Origin of the sequence: Paraburkholderia aspalathi (assembly GCF_905220735.1) — a bacterium.
In the GTDB taxonomy this organism is placed as follows: Bacteria; Pseudomonadota; Gammaproteobacteria; order Burkholderiales; family Burkholderiaceae; genus Paraburkholderia; species Paraburkholderia aspalathi.
On sequence record NZ_CAJNBA010000001.1, the window covers coordinates 141,874 to 155,198 of the forward strand.

A 13,325-nucleotide genomic window follows, 5' to 3' on the forward strand; every position below is an offset into this window, starting at 1 on the left:
ATATTGATCTATTGGACAACTCAGCATTAAGATGAGTGCCATGGCGCGCGACATGCCACCCGAACGCAAGGTGACAGCCTGCAGTAGCCATCCACGAATCGATCCTGCTCGCGTAGCGAGGCCAACGGATCAGGTTCCCAGCAAAGCAGGATTGGCCAGGAGACGGAGATGCTCAGTCCGCATGAATTCGCGACCCTCATGCTGCTCAAAGATGCACCGGATTGGCTGAGTCTGGACGGTGCCGATCTGGAAGCGCTTCTGGACCGTCAGCTCGTCACGCTGGAGAACCTCCCTTCCGGGCAACAGCGCCCTCTCATTACTCACGACGGACAGATGTTTCTGAAGGCTGCCGCTCGTATCCTGAACGACGAATGACACGTATCGCTTGATCTGTTTCACAGTCAAGGAGTATTCCGTGGCCGAATCGTGGACAGGAATCGTTGTGGGGCTGTGTGGGTTGAGCGCCGCCGTGCTGCTGGTCGCCGTTCACTATTGGCGCGAAATGACGCGACGGCGCAAACTTAGCCGGATGGACCATCGCGATTGCTGGGAAGTGATGCGCGACAGGCGCTAATGGCAAGCGCATGTCGCTAACGAAAAATGTCTGCAATCCCGTTGCGCAGAATATTAGAGGTCGAAAGTGCCTCGATACTTCTCGTCGGCATCTGAACGGGTATTGATTTCGACGAGAACGCCGCCCGGTACTTCACAGAAAAATCGCGAACCGCGTTCATGCTTGAACACGCCGGTTTTCATCACGACGTCTCCTGCAAGCATCTCGTCATAGAGCGTGCGAACATCGTCGAGGGTCGCCAGTTCAAAGCCGATGTGAAAGTTATGCGGCCACGCGACCGGATGATCAGCGGCGTCATCGATCACGATATCGAATCCAGGACGTTTCAGAAGCCAGCTCGCGCCGCGCCCGGCGACGGTACAGCCTAGATGGGCCTCGAAGAAAGTAGCGGTGGCGCTCACATCGGACGAGGGGAAGCTCACGTGGTTGAGCTTCATGGTGGTGGTGATATGAGTCATGTCGATCTCCGTTGAATTGGATCGCTCGTTGCGTTCCATACGGAGAATGTTACGAGTAAAAGCTCGCGTTCAATACTCGCGTCGCCGCCTTCACATCGACAGCCGCTCAGCCCCGTCCTACGGGCGTTTCAGCCCTCGCGCCGCCGACTTGCGTACAGCCTGCTCGCGTTTGCTCGCGGATTGCGGTGTGTCTTCGGCAGGCGAATCGCCATTGCGTCCCGCACCCGACATCATCGTCAGATAGCCCAATACGGCGGCCGTCACGCGGCGAGTGAGTCCAGTCGTGTCCGTCTCCTCACGCTCGCCGGCGGCGTCGACGAGCCCACGAACAATCGCCATCAGATCGCTCGCGGCGACGGCCACGTCGTCTTGCGGCGGCAAACCGTCACGCACGAGGATCTCCAATAGCACGCTGCGCACCGATCCGGTGTTGGCCAGCGCCATGCGCAGTTGCGGCCTGCTCTCCTCGACGTCGAGTAGCCGTGCAAGCGTAGGCCTCGCGAACTGCTGCCGAACTGAGACGCCGATCAGATGCGTGAGCGCGATCGGTCCGCTCGGGTGATCGAGAGCAACCAGCGCATCGCGATAGAAGCGTTCGCTTTCACGCTGCATCAGCGCGATCGTCAACGCATCCTTACTCGGGAAGTATTGATACAGCGAACCAATGCTGACGCCAGCGCGTTCCGCGACCGCGTTCGTGTTGAACCCTTCGAGTCCCTTCGTTTCAAGCACCTGTGCAGCCGCTTCGAGCAAGGTGGCGACCATGCGTTCTGAGCGGGGCTGGCTGGGCGCCCTGCGCGGTTTGAGTGGCGATGGAGTCGGTTGTCGAGGCATACGGCAATCAGGTGGTTGGGTGGCAACGAATGTTTCGGTCCAGAGGTAGCCGTCAGGCTCGATGTGGACGCAAGCTTGCCACAAAGTCATCACGTCGGTCGAAGTCGACACCAGCGGCAAGAAGTGGCGTGCCGCGCCCCGGCTGACTTCATGCATCTGCATGAGTCGTCATGCACGCCATTCATGTCGTTCATTTTTGTCCTGAATTTGACCGGCCTTTACCTCGGCCATATTGTGCGGACATGCCTGCCCCGTTCGCATCGTCGTACCTGCCGATCTGTGTTGTCGAGAGGCGGGATCTCCAACACCGTGATCTGCGAAATGCCATGAATCCTGACGCAACAGCTACGCTTGCTCCCCTATCCAATCTGCGTCCAACCAGCAAGGTTCGCCGCGCGGTAACGACTGCAGTGCTCGGCCAGATTCTCGAGTGGTACGACTTTTTTCTCTATGGAACCGCCGCCGCGCTGGTGTTCGGCCACCTGTTCTTTCCCATCGGTACCGATCCGCTGACCGGGACGATTGCGGCGTTCGGCGGCTTTACGGTCGGCTTCATTGCCCGTCCAATTGGCGGCGTGCTGTGCGGCCACATCGGCGACCGGTACGGCCGCAAGACGGTCATGATGCTCACGCTGTTGATGATGGGCAGCGCGACCGTCTGCATGGGTCTCCTGCCGACCTATCAGCAAATCGGCATCGCGGCCCCCATCTTGCTGGTCCTGCTGCGCATCTTGCAGGGTCTTGCTGCGGGTGGGGAATGGAGCGGCAGTATTTTGCTGATCCATGAAAACGCGCCCGCATCGAAACGCGGTGCGCTGTCTGCATGGAGTCCCTGCGGCGCCGCATTCGGCTTCGTTCTTTCCACTGCTGCGTTTCTGCTCGTCCAGACGCTGTCGTCTTCCGACTTTCTGAGTTGGGGCTGGCGCGTGCCGTTCCTCTGCAGCGCCGTGTTAGTCGCGCTCGGGCTGTGGATGCGCCGCTCCGTCGACGAAAGCGCCGAGTTCGCCGAGGTCAAAGCCGCGCGCCGCGACAGCCGCATGCCGATTATCGAAGTGCTTCGCCAATGTCCGCGTCAGGTGCTGACTGTTTTCGGCCTGCGCTTTGGCGAAGGCGCTGCGTCGTACATCTTCTTTGCTTTTTCGATTGCCTACGGCCGGTTTGTCGGCCTGCCATCGAGCTGGATTCTGGGTGGATTGACCGTATCGATGCTGTTGATGATCCCCGTTTCGCTCTTGATGGGCCACGTGACGGACAAAATCGGCCGCAAGCCGGTTTATCTCGCCGGCGCGATTGCAATGGTGCTGGTCGCCTACCCTTACTTCGTGCTGCTCGGCTCGGGCGTGCTGTGGAAAGTCATCCTGGCGCTCGTCCTCGCCAACAGCATCACACTGGGCATCCTCGAAGGCGCTCAGCCAGCTTTCATCAGCGAATTGTTGCCCGTCCATCTACGTTTCTCGGGCCTTGGCATCGGCCGCGAGATGTCGTCCGTACTCGGCGGCGGCCTGTCGCCGATGATCGCGACCGCACTGCTCGCTCACTACCGTAGCGCCACGCCAGTCGTCATTTACCTCGTTGTTCTCGGACTGATCACTGTGCTCGCGACCTGTCTTGCGCCTGAGACTTTCCCGAAGGCTCTGAGACTTCAGGCGAAAGAAAGCGCTTAACACCGTTAAGCGGCAGCGCTGTGGCGCCGCCGCACCAGACGGATCGATTATTCAATTCCGACACCCTGCCATCATGCAAAGCCTTCAAAGTGCCAGCCTTCCGACGCACGCCTATGAACCTCGCGTCGTCGATCAAGCCGATCCGTATCCGGAGTACGCGGGTCCCCTTTCCCTCGATGTTCTGATCGAGGAAATCGAGCGACGAAGAGACGAGTTCGATCAGCTCTCGCATGTTCCGCGCGACATGATCGCGAAGATGAAACGCGCAGGTATTTTTCGCGCAAGTACGCCGCGCCGCTTTGGTGGAGACGCGCTGCCGCCGCCACAGTTTCTGCACATGCTCGAGCGCATCGCAATCGCCGACGGGTCGACCGCGTGGGTCGCCGCGTTCGGGTCGGCGAATACCTATCTCGCGTCGCTCCCAATCGAAACGCAGCAGCATATCTATGCGAAAGGACCGGATCAGGTTTTTGCCGGCGGACTCTATCCGTTGCAACCGGCCGCCAAAGTACCGGATGGCTTCATGGTCAGCGGACAATGGCGATTTGCAAGCGGCTGCAAGGGCGCGGACTGGATTGGTGTAGGGATCGGCGGCACGCCTGCCAATTCGGGTGACACTGGCGCAGGAAAACCGTTCACCGCTGTCTTCCCCGCGCACGAGGTCGAAATCGTCGAGAACTGGAACGTGGTCGGCATGCAGGGCACCGGCAGCCACGATCTGCGGCTTCGCGACAAATTCGTCGACGAGCAATGGACATTCGTTCGCGGCGGACAAGCGCTGATCGACGAACCGCTCTACCGCTATCCCGCCGTTGCGTACCAGGCGCAAGTGCACGCCGCCGTCAACATCGGCCTCGCGCGTGCAGCACTCGATCTGCTGACCGACATGTCCGGATCGACTAAAACCACCACCGGCGCCCCGCGTCTTGCAGACCGCGGTTACTACCGCTCCGGTCTCGCGAAGGCGGAGGCCAACTGGCGCAGTGCTCGCGCGTTTTTCTACGAGTCCGCCGAATCGGCGTGGCAAACCATCGTCGCCGGCGATCCTGTGACACAGCATCAGGCCAATCTGATGCGCCTCAGCGCAACTCACGCTGCACAAGTGTGTGCCGAGGTCGTGATGCAGGCCTATCAGTTGGCGGGCATCGCGGCGATCTACCGCGAGAACCGGCTGCAGCGATTGGTGCGTGACTCGATTGTCGTGACACAGCACGCGTTCCTTGGAGAAGGCACCTACGACGCATCGGGCGCGCTGTTTGCCGGCATCGCACCGGTAACGCCGTATCCCTGATGAGAGGACAATCATGACGATCGACGACACCAAACGGCGTTTCCGCGATGCAATGGCGTGCCTGCCCGCGGCTGTCAACATCATCACCACGGATGGCCCGAGCGGACGGTGTGGGATTACCGCAAGCGCCGTCTGTTCCGTGACAGATGCGCCGCCGACGATGCTCGTTTGTATCAATCAGGCCAGTTACGTACACGATGTTCTGCATCACAACCGGAACGTGTGCATCAATGTGCTGGCGGCGGAATGCCAGGACGTCGCGCGTGATTTCGCGGGCATGACAGCCTGTTCGATGGATGAGCGGTTCGCACGTCATGCATGGACGATCGGGCATCAGTCAGCCCCGGTCCTCTCGCATGCGATTGCAAGTCTCGAAGGCGAGATTGTCGACCTCAAGAGTGTCGGCTCGCATTCAGTCATGTTTGTAGAAATCGGGCATATCTCGACCAGAGCGGAAGGCGACGGACTGATCTATTTCGGCCGGCAGTTCCACCGCCTTGTGCGGCCAGAAGCAACGGCGCAGTCCGTTGTAGCAAGCGCTGCGAGGTGAATGTGGAAGTTTGTCTGTTTCTTATCGGCTACCGCCATGGCATACATCCGGAGTCGCGCGACGTCGATATATCGCTGATTCAGGCGGCGTCCCAGAACGTTGAAGGACTGCGGCGCTTCGTGATCCATCGCTCTGAGGAGTCGGCGAATGGCGATCCTCATTCAAACGAACATGCATTGAAGCCACGCTGGGTGCTGCAGTGGTATTTCGACGATCTCGATCCTGCCGAAGCGGCTCTTCAACGCGGTGGTGCGGCACACACGATCGTGGAGCAAGCGATAGACGCCGCCCAAGACCGCCTTGCAGTCGCGCAGCAACTCATGGCGGTGAGAAAGTTTGCTACGCCGAATGCCCCCGGCATTGGAGGTCCGTCTGAGAAATGCACGTATCTCGTCGGCTATGAAGGAGAAGCCCAGAATTTCAATGCGTGGTTGACGCACTATTTGAAGCATCATCCCCCGCTCATGGCACAGCTGCCCCACATTCGTGAGCTGGAAATCTATACGCGGGTCGACTATCGGACCGGTTTAGATATTCCGCAAGCAACCGCCATGCAGCGGAACAAAGTGGTCTTCGACGATCCCGCGGCGCTGGCCGCAGCGTTGGCCTCGCCGGTACGTGCGCAGATGAAGCAGGATTTCGACGCATTCCCGCCATACAGCGGACCGGCCTCGCATTTCCCTATGCACAGCATTTACGGTAACCTGCAGCGGACGTAAAGCCGGACGCGGATAGCCCTAAGCAGCAGGCGGCTGTCAGGTCCCGCTCTGCGGACCGGATACTGTCGCACCGAAAGTTGCGCGTCCGTTTTAACAGCCAGAGCCTGACGCAACGCGATCGTCAGACTCCTTCACTGCCGCGATCCGAACGTCATGACAAAGTCGCACTCTGGCATTACGGATTTGAATCTGCTGCGCGTGTTTCTGGCCATTTCGGATCTACGCAGCCTGACCGCCGCGGGAGAACGGCTCGGGCTCACGCAACCTGCGGTCAGCCACGCGCTCCGTCGACTGCGTGGCTTATTCGACGACCCGCTCTTTGTGCGCACGCCCAGCGGCATGGTGCCCACAGATGCGGCACTGCGTTTGCACGCACCGCTCACGCAGGCGTTCGAGATCATCAACGGCGCCGTGCAGCAGCTCGCGAAATTCGACCCCGCTACGACGACACGCGTGTTCCGCGTGTCGATGTCGGATATGTCGGAGTACTTTTTCCTGCCGCCGCTGCTCTCGATGCTCGACCGTACTGCGCGCGGTATCCGGATCGAGATTGCGAATGTCTCCGTCGACTCAGTGAGTGCCGCGATGCGCAGCGGTGAAATCGATCTCGCGCTCGGTTACGTTCCGGGTCTGGATTCAGGTTGCGTGAGCAGGACGCTATTTTTCGACGAACACGTTTGCGTTGTGCGGGCGGGTCACCCTTTGCGCAAGCTGAAACCAACCAAGGAAGACCTCGCGGGCTTGCGCTACGTCTATGCGAGTACAAACGCAACCGGACACCGGATGGTCGAGCAATGGCTGGAGGAATTGAATCTGCGCCGGGATATCGTGCTGCGCCTGCCTCATTTTGTCGTTGCGCCGGAGATCGTTCAGAACACCGATCTCGCCGTCATTTTCCCCAGAAGCATCGCGCAACGCTTTAACCGCAACAAGTCCTTCCGCATCCTCCCGCTGCCCTTCTCGTTGCCACCCATTGAAATTCAGGTCCATTGCCACGCGCAGTTTTCGGCGGACCCGGGAATCGCCTGGCTGGTCGACGCCATCTACGATATGTTTCATCAGGCCGATTGACCGGAATTGCTCGGACGGCGCTAGTGCCCGGCGCGCAATCTTGCCGACGCCGATTCGAGATCACGCCAGGCCGGCTGCCCCGGTGCGTAGCGCGCGCGGATATACGACGCGAGCTCGGCCATCTGCTTGTCGTCGAACACATCACCGAATCCGGGCATGTAGCCCAGCGACTCCATCGCGGGCTGATCGATCCCATGTTGCAACACATGCAGAAGATTGTCCGGTGAGGCCTGGGCAACGCTCGTGTTCAACCCCATCAACGGGCGTACGCCGAAATGGCCGACGCCGCCCGATTCCGCATGACACACCGCGCACGATGCTTCGAAAATGCGGCGGCCGTTTTCGAAGCCAAGTGTCGTCGTCGAATTCGCGTCTGTAGCAATCGCCCGCGTGGCCGCAGCACGGGCGGACACCTCCGCGTCAACGGGTGGCGACAACGAGGCGACGTAGTGAGCCATCGCACGTACGTCCGATTCCGGCAGCGTAGCGAGTCCGGCGACGACCGGCGCCATCGGCCCCGCCGCCACACCGTGTTCTGCAGAAAAGCCCGTGCGCAAATAGTCGAACAGCGCAGCCTCGGACCACGGCACCGGCGACGCACGCGAAGCCACCAGCGACGGCGCGTCCCAGCCTTCCGCGCTCCCGCCCGACAGATACGCAAAACCACCCTTCTCCGCGCCGATCGCATTGCGCGGTGTATGACACGCGCCGCAATGCCCCGCGCCGTCGACCAGATACTTGCCGCGATTCCACTGCGCCGAGCGCGTCTCGTCGGGGACGAACGGACGTGTGTCATGAAACAGCCAATTCCAGCCGGCCACCAGCCGTCTTTGATTGAGCGGGAATGGCAAGTTCGTTTTCGGTGGCGCGTTTTTGACCGGCGCTTGCGACATCAGATATGCGTAGAGCGCCATCATGTCGGACTCGCTCATCCTGGCGAACGCGGTGTACGGAAACGCGGGGTAAAGATGCGAGCCGTCGCGCGAAATACCTTCACGCATCGCTCGCGCGAACGCTTCGTACGACCAGGTGCCGATACCGGTCTGCGCATCGGGCGTGAGGTTGGTCGAATAGACGGTGCCGAACGGCGTGTCGAGCGCGAAGCCGCCGGCATTGGTCTTGCCGCCTGGCGCGGTGTGGCAGACCGCGCAATCACCCGCGGCGGCGATCTGACGACCGCGTTCGAGCGTGGCCGGCGACCACAGCGAAGTATCGACGGAGGCAATCGGTGCGATCGGCGCCGGCCCCGGCAGGACCGAGCAGGCGAGGCCGATCAAACCGCCCATCACGCCACCGATACCGCCCCCGGCCAACCAGCGCCGCCAACGCGACGGACGACGCATCTGCGCAGGCGCCTCAGCCAACGTAGCGGAAGGCACATCAGCCAACGCGCGGCGGATGCGCTCCGCGTCGAACGGGGGCGCTCGGAAACGCACGCCGGTTGCGTCGAACAAGGCGTTCGCAATCGCGGCTGCGGCGGGCGCGGCAGCACGCTCTATGGTGTCGGCCTCCGCGCTCGTCAAGGTCCGCGCCGTCCCGGCAGTCGGCTCGTTCAGCGCGCTTCCCACCACGCTCAGTTCATGCGACACCGCGGCATCGCCGTTTGCAGAGCCGGTTTCATCGTGGGCTGACCGGGCAAGAAAGCGCACGCCGGTGGAGCGCTCGATCGCATCGGCCACCTGCCACGACGGCAAGCCCGAGACGCGCGCCGCACCCGGTTCGCCCGAACCACGGCCCGCGACCACGCGTCTGATCGCGACATCGCCAGTTTCACGATTCACGTCGACATCCACGACCCACGCCGTCCAGCTATCGGCACCCGGATTCGGCGTTCCCGTTGTGACACGCACAGGCAAACTGCCTTTCTCATCCGACGATAGCGGTGCGCCGTGTTCAAGCGCTTCGCCGTCGAACGCGAAGCCGCGTCCGCGCACCCAGGGCGACGCCGGCTCAACCTGAGCTGCAAGCACCCCGCCCCAAGCGGCACGCTCGGTTACCATGCGGATCGTTTCGCGTGCGCCGCCGTCACGCTGCGCGTCGAGGTGCTGCAGGCGCAACGCGACAGGATCGCGTTGCAGTGAATGAGCGAGTTCGTCGATGAACGATTCGCGGGCAAACGCATGCGCCTGAACAGGAATTGTCCGGGCCGCAGAAGCTTCGACCGCCACGGACGTCTGAGCGTGCCGGTATACCAGCAAAGGCGCAGTAGGCTCGACATCGTCATCGCACGTGGAAACCTCTTCGTGCTCCAGACGCGCACGGTATTGCCACGTTGTCATCGTGCCGTCGCGCTCGTGGCCGGTCCCGACCATCAGGTCCGCATAGGCCATAGCGGCTGCGTCGCCCGTTTGCGTTCGTACGGGCCATTGATACCGTTCCGACCGGTGCAGCGTCGCGCCGGACTTTTCGTTCCCGACAGACCGCGCACGCACAGACTCAAGCGCACGTTCATCATCACGCACCGCTACGAGGTCGTCACCGTCCTGATTCATGCGCACCTTCATGCCGCAGATATTGCGCAGCGCGACGCACCGCGTTGACGATCTCGAAGTGCGTGCCGCATCGGCACAGATTGAAGCGCAGCGCGTCGCGGATCGCGTCGTCGTCAGGCTCCGGGTTGCGTTCGAGGAGCGCCTTCGCGCTCATGATCATGCCGTTCAGGCAGTAGCCACACTGCGCCGCCTGTTCGTCGACGAATGCGCGCTGCACCGGGTGCAGCGCATCGGCCGTCCCAAGTCCTTCGAGCGTCGTGACTTCGCGCCCGATCGCAATGCTCGCGGGCACGACGCACGAACGCGTCGGCTGGTCGTCGACGATCACCGTGCACGCGCCACACTGCCCGAGGCCGCAACCGTACTTCGGTCCATTCAGTTCGAAGTCGTTGCGCAGGATATACAGCAGTGGCGTATCCGGCGTGGCGCCCTGAACGGTGCGACGAACGCCGTTGACGGTGAGCGTCAGCGGACCGGCGGGCGGACTCGAATGCGCCATATCTGAGCCTGTTCACAAATGAAAAGGGACGACCTTACAGCGGAAGCACGCAGCGTGCTATGGCGCCGGTGCCACGCGCTTCCATATCGCGTGTTTGCCACTCACACACTCAGGCCGAAGCGACCTCGGCGGCCGGCGACACGAGCGGTACGTTGAACACGTCATAGCCAAAAACCCAAGACGGGTCTTCATTCGTGCGCAGCCACGTGTTGTTGTGCGAGACCAGTTGCACCTTGGAGGCGCGCGTCGCACGGTTCGCTTCGTACAGCGCGAAGGCACCCGCGTAGTCGGTTGCGCCCACTTCGTCGAGGCAGCGCGTCAACATGGCTGCGTCTTCGATCGCCATTGCCGCGCCCTGCGCCATGTGCGGCTTCATCGGATGACATGCGTCGCCGAGCAGCACCAGACGGCCACGGCTCCACAACGGCAGCGGATCGCGTTCGAGCAAAGGCCATTTTGTAATGGACGGCGACACGTCGATCAGATTCTGCACGTCCGGATGAAAACCCGCGAACGCCTCGCGCATTTCTTCGCGGCTGCTTTCCATCATCGACACCCCCGCGGGCCACTCGGCCTGCGGCACGCCCGTGACGTAGTAGTACTCGTCGCGCGCCTCGGTCACGTAGTAGACCATCATGTGACGGTCTTCCGACCACCACTTCACGCACATGTCATACGGCTTGTGGCCGAGCAGCGACGCGGGGAAGACCGCGCGATGCGCAACATAGCCCGTATAACGCGGTGGCTCCGAGCCCAGCAGGTGATCGCGAATCTTCGAGTTGACGCCGTCCGCGCCAATCACGATGTCGGCCGTCTCGACCGAACCGTCCGCGAAAGTCATGCGCACGTCGCTACCGGTATCTTCGACAGACTTCAGGCATTTGCCGAAGACGATCGTGCCGGGCGCAACCGCCTCGGTCATCAGCGCATGAAAGTCGCCACGATGGACCGTCAGATAGCTCGCGCCATAGGCCTTGAGCGCGTGATCGCCGAGCGGAATCTGCGAGATCGCTTCGGCCGTTTTCCAGTCGCGGCTGTACCAGAAGTCGGGATGCGAGCCCATCAGGTTCAAAGCATCTTCGCAGCCGATGCGACGCATGATCTTCATCACATTCGGCCCCAGGTGAATACCCGCACCCAGGCGTGAAAACGCCTGAGCCTGCTCGTAGAGCCTGACGTCATAACCGCTGCGTTGCAACAACGCGGCAGCCGCCGTGCCGCCGAGGCCTGCGCCGATAACGGCGATACGGGTTTTTCTCATGATGTTCTCCTGTTCGTGCGCCCGCCCAGCGACATGCTTCGACGGTCCGGTTGAGTTCGATTAAATGTAGCGTACACATTCGAAATTCTTTCGACAACAAAAATTTTACGTGCACTCGAACACCGAATTTGTCGCCTATATACGTGAAATCTCGCTTTCACTCCTCCTGTCGCTCGTCTGGAGCATTTTTATTCTGTTGAATTTTTATAACGTACACACTAGACTTTGCTTCAACGTACGACGCCCCTCGCCGTCGCAAGGCGCCGGGCATCACTCACATTGACCGGAGAGCATCACAATGACCAGGACATACCGGATCGGCCAGATCGTGCCGAGCTCGAACACCACGATGGAAACGGAGATCCCGGCCATGCTGCGACTGCGCGAGACGATCCGTCCGCAGCGTTTCACCTTTCATTCGAGCCGGATGCGCATGAAGAAGGTCGTCAAGGAAGAACTGGCGGCAATGGACGCCGAGTCGGACCGCTGCGCACTCGAGTTGTCCGACGCGCGCGTCGACGTGCTCGGCTATGCCTGCCTCGTCGCGATCATGGCCATGGGTCACGGTTATCACCGCGTGTCGCAGGCGCGCCTGACGCAGCGCACGGCGGAAAACGGCGGGCAGGCGCCTGTCCTGACGAGCGCCGGGGCATTGGTCGATGCACTGCGTGTGATCGGCGCCAAACGCGTGATCGTCGTGGCGCCGTACATGAAGCCCTTGACCGAGCTCGTGGTCGACTACATCCGCCACGAAGGGTATGAAGTCATCGACTATCGTGCGCTCGAAATCCCCGACAACCTGGACGTGGGCCGCCACGATCCCGCGCGCTTGCCCGACATCGTCAAAAGCATGCCTTTCGAACAGGCCGACGCAATCGTGCTGTCCGCCTGCGTACAGATGCCGTCACTGCCGGCGGTCGCCAAAGTCGAGGCCATGACGGGCAAGCCGGTGGTTACGGCCGCGATCGCCACCACCTACGCGATGCTGCGCGAACTCGATCTCGAACCGATCGTGCCGGGCGCAGGCGCCCTGCTGTCGGGCGCTTATTGACCCCCGCCGCAAGAGGACGCACCATGACTACCTTCCTGTACGGCGCGAACGTCGCGGCCAACGGCATCCGTCAGCACTATCTGCGCTACGGCGGCGCCGATGGTTCACGCGCGAAACGCCCCGCTATCGTGCTGATTCCGGGCATTACCAGTCCGGCGATCACGTGGGGCTTCGTCGGCGAAGTGCTGGGCCGCACGCACGACACCTATGTACTCGACGTGCGCGGCCGTGGCCTGTCGTCGGCATCGCCGACCCTCGACTACAGCCTCGACGCGCAAGCCGCCGACGTGGCCGCGTTCGTCGCGGCGCTCGGTCTGCGTGAATTCAGCCTGGTCGGCCATTCGATGGGCGCGCGCATTGCGGCGCGTGCGGCGCTGCATGCGCCGCGCGGACTCGCCTCAGTGGCGCTGATCGATCCCCCGGTTTCCGGGCCCGGCCGCCGTGACTATCCGGGCAAGCTGCCCTGGTACGTCGATTCGATGGCGCTCGCGCGAAGCGGCACCGACGCGGAAGGCATGCGCGCGTTCTGCCCGACCTGGACCGAAGCCGAACGCCAGTTGCGCGCCGAATGGCTGCATACCTGCGACGAGCGCGCAGTACTCGCCTCCTATGAAGGCTTCCACACCGACGATTTCCACGCCGACGCCGCCCGTCTTACGGTGCCCTCACTGCTGATGACCGCGCAGAACGGCGATGTGGTGCGCGACGAGGACGTCGCCGAATTGCAGCGCGCCACGCCGGCGATGCTGCATGTACGCGTACCCAACGCCGGCCACATGATTCCGTGGGACAACGCTGCCGGCTTCTACGCCGCCTTCAGCGACTTCCTCGGCGCGCCGCTCGCCTACTGACCGTAAAAAG

General features: G+C 61.9%; 14 protein-coding genes. 9 read left to right on the top strand and 5 right to left on the bottom strand.

Annotated features, from left to right (window positions below):
• The first annotated feature begins 168 nt into the window (after positions 1-168).
• Entirely contained in the window at positions 169-375 is a 207-nt protein-coding gene (locus KHO30_RS00575; RefSeq protein WP_054034863.1) for a hypothetical protein, read from the top strand.
• Between the two features lie 40 nt (positions 376-415).
• The gene (locus KHO30_RS00580) at positions 416-574 is read left to right on the top strand and encodes a hypothetical protein (protein WP_167378395.1); all 159 of its coding nucleotides are present in this window, start codon (positions 416-418) and stop codon (positions 572-574) included.
• Positions 575-627: 53 nt separating this feature from the next.
• Here the strand turns inward: KHO30_RS00580 and KHO30_RS00585 are convergent, their stop codons facing one another.
• Positions 628-1,032 (bottom strand): VOC family protein, encoded by a 405-nt coding sequence (locus tag KHO30_RS00585; RefSeq protein WP_211700928.1) that lies wholly within the window; start codon positions 1,030-1,032, stop codon positions 628-630.
• A 117-nt stretch (positions 1,033-1,149) separates the two neighbouring features.
• Positions 1,150-1,797: a TetR/AcrR family transcriptional regulator gene (locus KHO30_RS00590; protein WP_244863905.1), complete on the bottom strand. Its 648-nt coding sequence runs from the start codon at positions 1,795-1,797 to the stop codon at positions 1,150-1,152.
• 395 nt (positions 1,798-2,192) lie between these two features.
• Here KHO30_RS00590 and KHO30_RS00595 point away from each other — a divergent pair, with 395 nt between their 5' ends.
• The 5 genes from KHO30_RS00595 (at position 2,193) to KHO30_RS00615 (ending at position 7,161) form a co-directional block, all read left to right on the top strand.
• On the top strand, positions 2,193-3,530 hold the full coding sequence (locus KHO30_RS00595) for an MFS transporter (RefSeq protein WP_093635032.1): 1,338 nt from the start codon (positions 2,193-2,195) through the stop codon (positions 3,528-3,530).
• Between the two features lie 73 nt (positions 3,531-3,603).
• Complete coding sequence (locus tag KHO30_RS00600) at positions 3,604-4,821, top strand: acyl-CoA dehydrogenase family protein (protein WP_211699743.1); 1,218 nt, start codon at positions 3,604-3,606, stop codon at positions 4,819-4,821.
• Positions 4,822-4,834: 13 nt separating this feature from the next.
• Positions 4,835-5,371 (top strand): 4-hydroxyphenylacetate 3-monooxygenase, reductase component, encoded by a 537-nt coding sequence (gene hpaC / locus KHO30_RS00605; RefSeq protein WP_093635030.1) that lies wholly within the window; start codon positions 4,835-4,837, stop codon positions 5,369-5,371.
• A 2-nt stretch (positions 5,372-5,373) separates the two neighbouring features.
• A complete protein-coding gene (locus KHO30_RS00610) occupies positions 5,374-6,090 on the top strand; it encodes an ethyl tert-butyl ether degradation protein EthD (protein WP_211700930.1) in 717 nt (238 codons plus the stop codon).
• A gap of 153 nt (positions 6,091-6,243) precedes the next feature.
• Positions 6,244-7,161 (top strand): LysR family transcriptional regulator, encoded by a 918-nt coding sequence (locus tag KHO30_RS00615; RefSeq protein ID WP_093635029.1) that lies wholly within the window; start codon positions 6,244-6,246, stop codon positions 7,159-7,161.
• A gap of 20 nt (positions 7,162-7,181) precedes the next feature.
• Here KHO30_RS00615 and KHO30_RS00620 read toward each other — a convergent pair whose 3' ends face one another.
• The 3 genes from KHO30_RS00620 to KHO30_RS00630 form a co-directional block, all read right to left on the bottom strand.
• Positions 7,182-9,653, bottom strand: a complete 2,472-nt coding sequence (locus tag KHO30_RS00620) for a c-type cytochrome (protein ID WP_211699744.1) — start codon at positions 9,651-9,653, stop codon at positions 7,182-7,184.
• Positions 9,637-10,152, bottom strand: coding sequence for a (2Fe-2S)-binding protein (locus KHO30_RS00625; RefSeq protein ID WP_211699745.1), 516 nt, complete (start codon positions 10,150-10,152; stop codon positions 9,637-9,639). Before KHO30_RS00625 ends, KHO30_RS00620 begins: the two co-directional genes overlap by 17 nt.
• Before the next feature lie 109 nt (positions 10,153-10,261).
• A complete protein-coding gene (locus KHO30_RS00630) occupies positions 10,262-11,413 on the bottom strand; it encodes an FAD-dependent monooxygenase (RefSeq protein WP_211699746.1) in 1,152 nt (383 codons plus the stop codon).
• Between the two features lie 298 nt (positions 11,414-11,711).
• On the opposite strand from KHO30_RS00630, the gene KHO30_RS00635 reads away from it, so the two are divergent.
• Positions 11,712-12,464, top strand: a complete 753-nt coding sequence (locus KHO30_RS00635; protein WP_211699747.1) for a maleate cis-trans isomerase family protein — start codon at positions 11,712-11,714, stop codon at positions 12,462-12,464.
• Positions 12,465-12,487: 23 nt separating this feature from the next.
• Positions 12,488-13,315 (top strand): alpha/beta fold hydrolase, encoded by an 828-nt coding sequence (locus KHO30_RS00640; protein WP_211699748.1) that lies wholly within the window; start codon positions 12,488-12,490, stop codon positions 13,313-13,315.
• The last annotated feature ends 10 nt before the right edge of the window (positions 13,316-13,325 follow it).

Excerpts from the sequence above, each read along its gene's own strand:
- KHO30_RS00575 (WP_054034863.1), top strand. The coding sequence starts at position 169 with ATGCTCAGTCCGCATGAATTCGCGACCCTCATGCTGCTCAAAGATGCA.
- KHO30_RS00585 (WP_211700928.1), bottom strand. The coding sequence starts at position 1,032 with ATGACTCATATCACCACCACCATGAAGCTCAACCACGTGAGCTTCCCC.
- KHO30_RS00590 (WP_244863905.1), bottom strand. The coding sequence starts at position 1,797 with ATGGTCGCCACCTTGCTCGAAGCGGCTGCACAGGTGCTTGAAACGAAG.
- KHO30_RS00595 (WP_093635032.1), top strand. The coding sequence starts at position 2,193 with ATGAATCCTGACGCAACAGCTACGCTTGCTCCCCTATCCAATCTGCGT.
- KHO30_RS00600 (WP_211699743.1), top strand. The coding sequence starts at position 3,604 with ATGCAAAGCCTTCAAAGTGCCAGCCTTCCGACGCACGCCTATGAACCT.
- hpaC (WP_093635030.1), top strand. The coding sequence starts at position 4,835 with ATGACGATCGACGACACCAAACGGCGTTTCCGCGATGCAATGGCGTGC.
- KHO30_RS00615 (WP_093635029.1), top strand. The coding sequence starts at position 6,244 with ATGACAAAGTCGCACTCTGGCATTACGGATTTGAATCTGCTGCGCGTG.
- KHO30_RS00620 (WP_211699744.1), bottom strand. The coding sequence starts at position 9,653 with ATGAATCAGGACGGTGACGACCTCGTAGCGGTGCGTGATGATGAACGT.
- KHO30_RS00625 (WP_211699745.1), bottom strand. The coding sequence starts at position 10,152 with ATGGCGCATTCGAGTCCGCCCGCCGGTCCGCTGACGCTCACCGTCAAC.
- KHO30_RS00630 (WP_211699746.1), bottom strand. The coding sequence starts at position 11,413 with ATGAGAAAAACCCGTATCGCCGTTATCGGCGCAGGCCTCGGCGGCACG.
- KHO30_RS00635 (WP_211699747.1), top strand. The coding sequence starts at position 11,712 with ATGACCAGGACATACCGGATCGGCCAGATCGTGCCGAGCTCGAACACC.
- KHO30_RS00640 (WP_211699748.1), top strand. The coding sequence starts at position 12,488 with ATGACTACCTTCCTGTACGGCGCGAACGTCGCGGCCAACGGCATCCGT.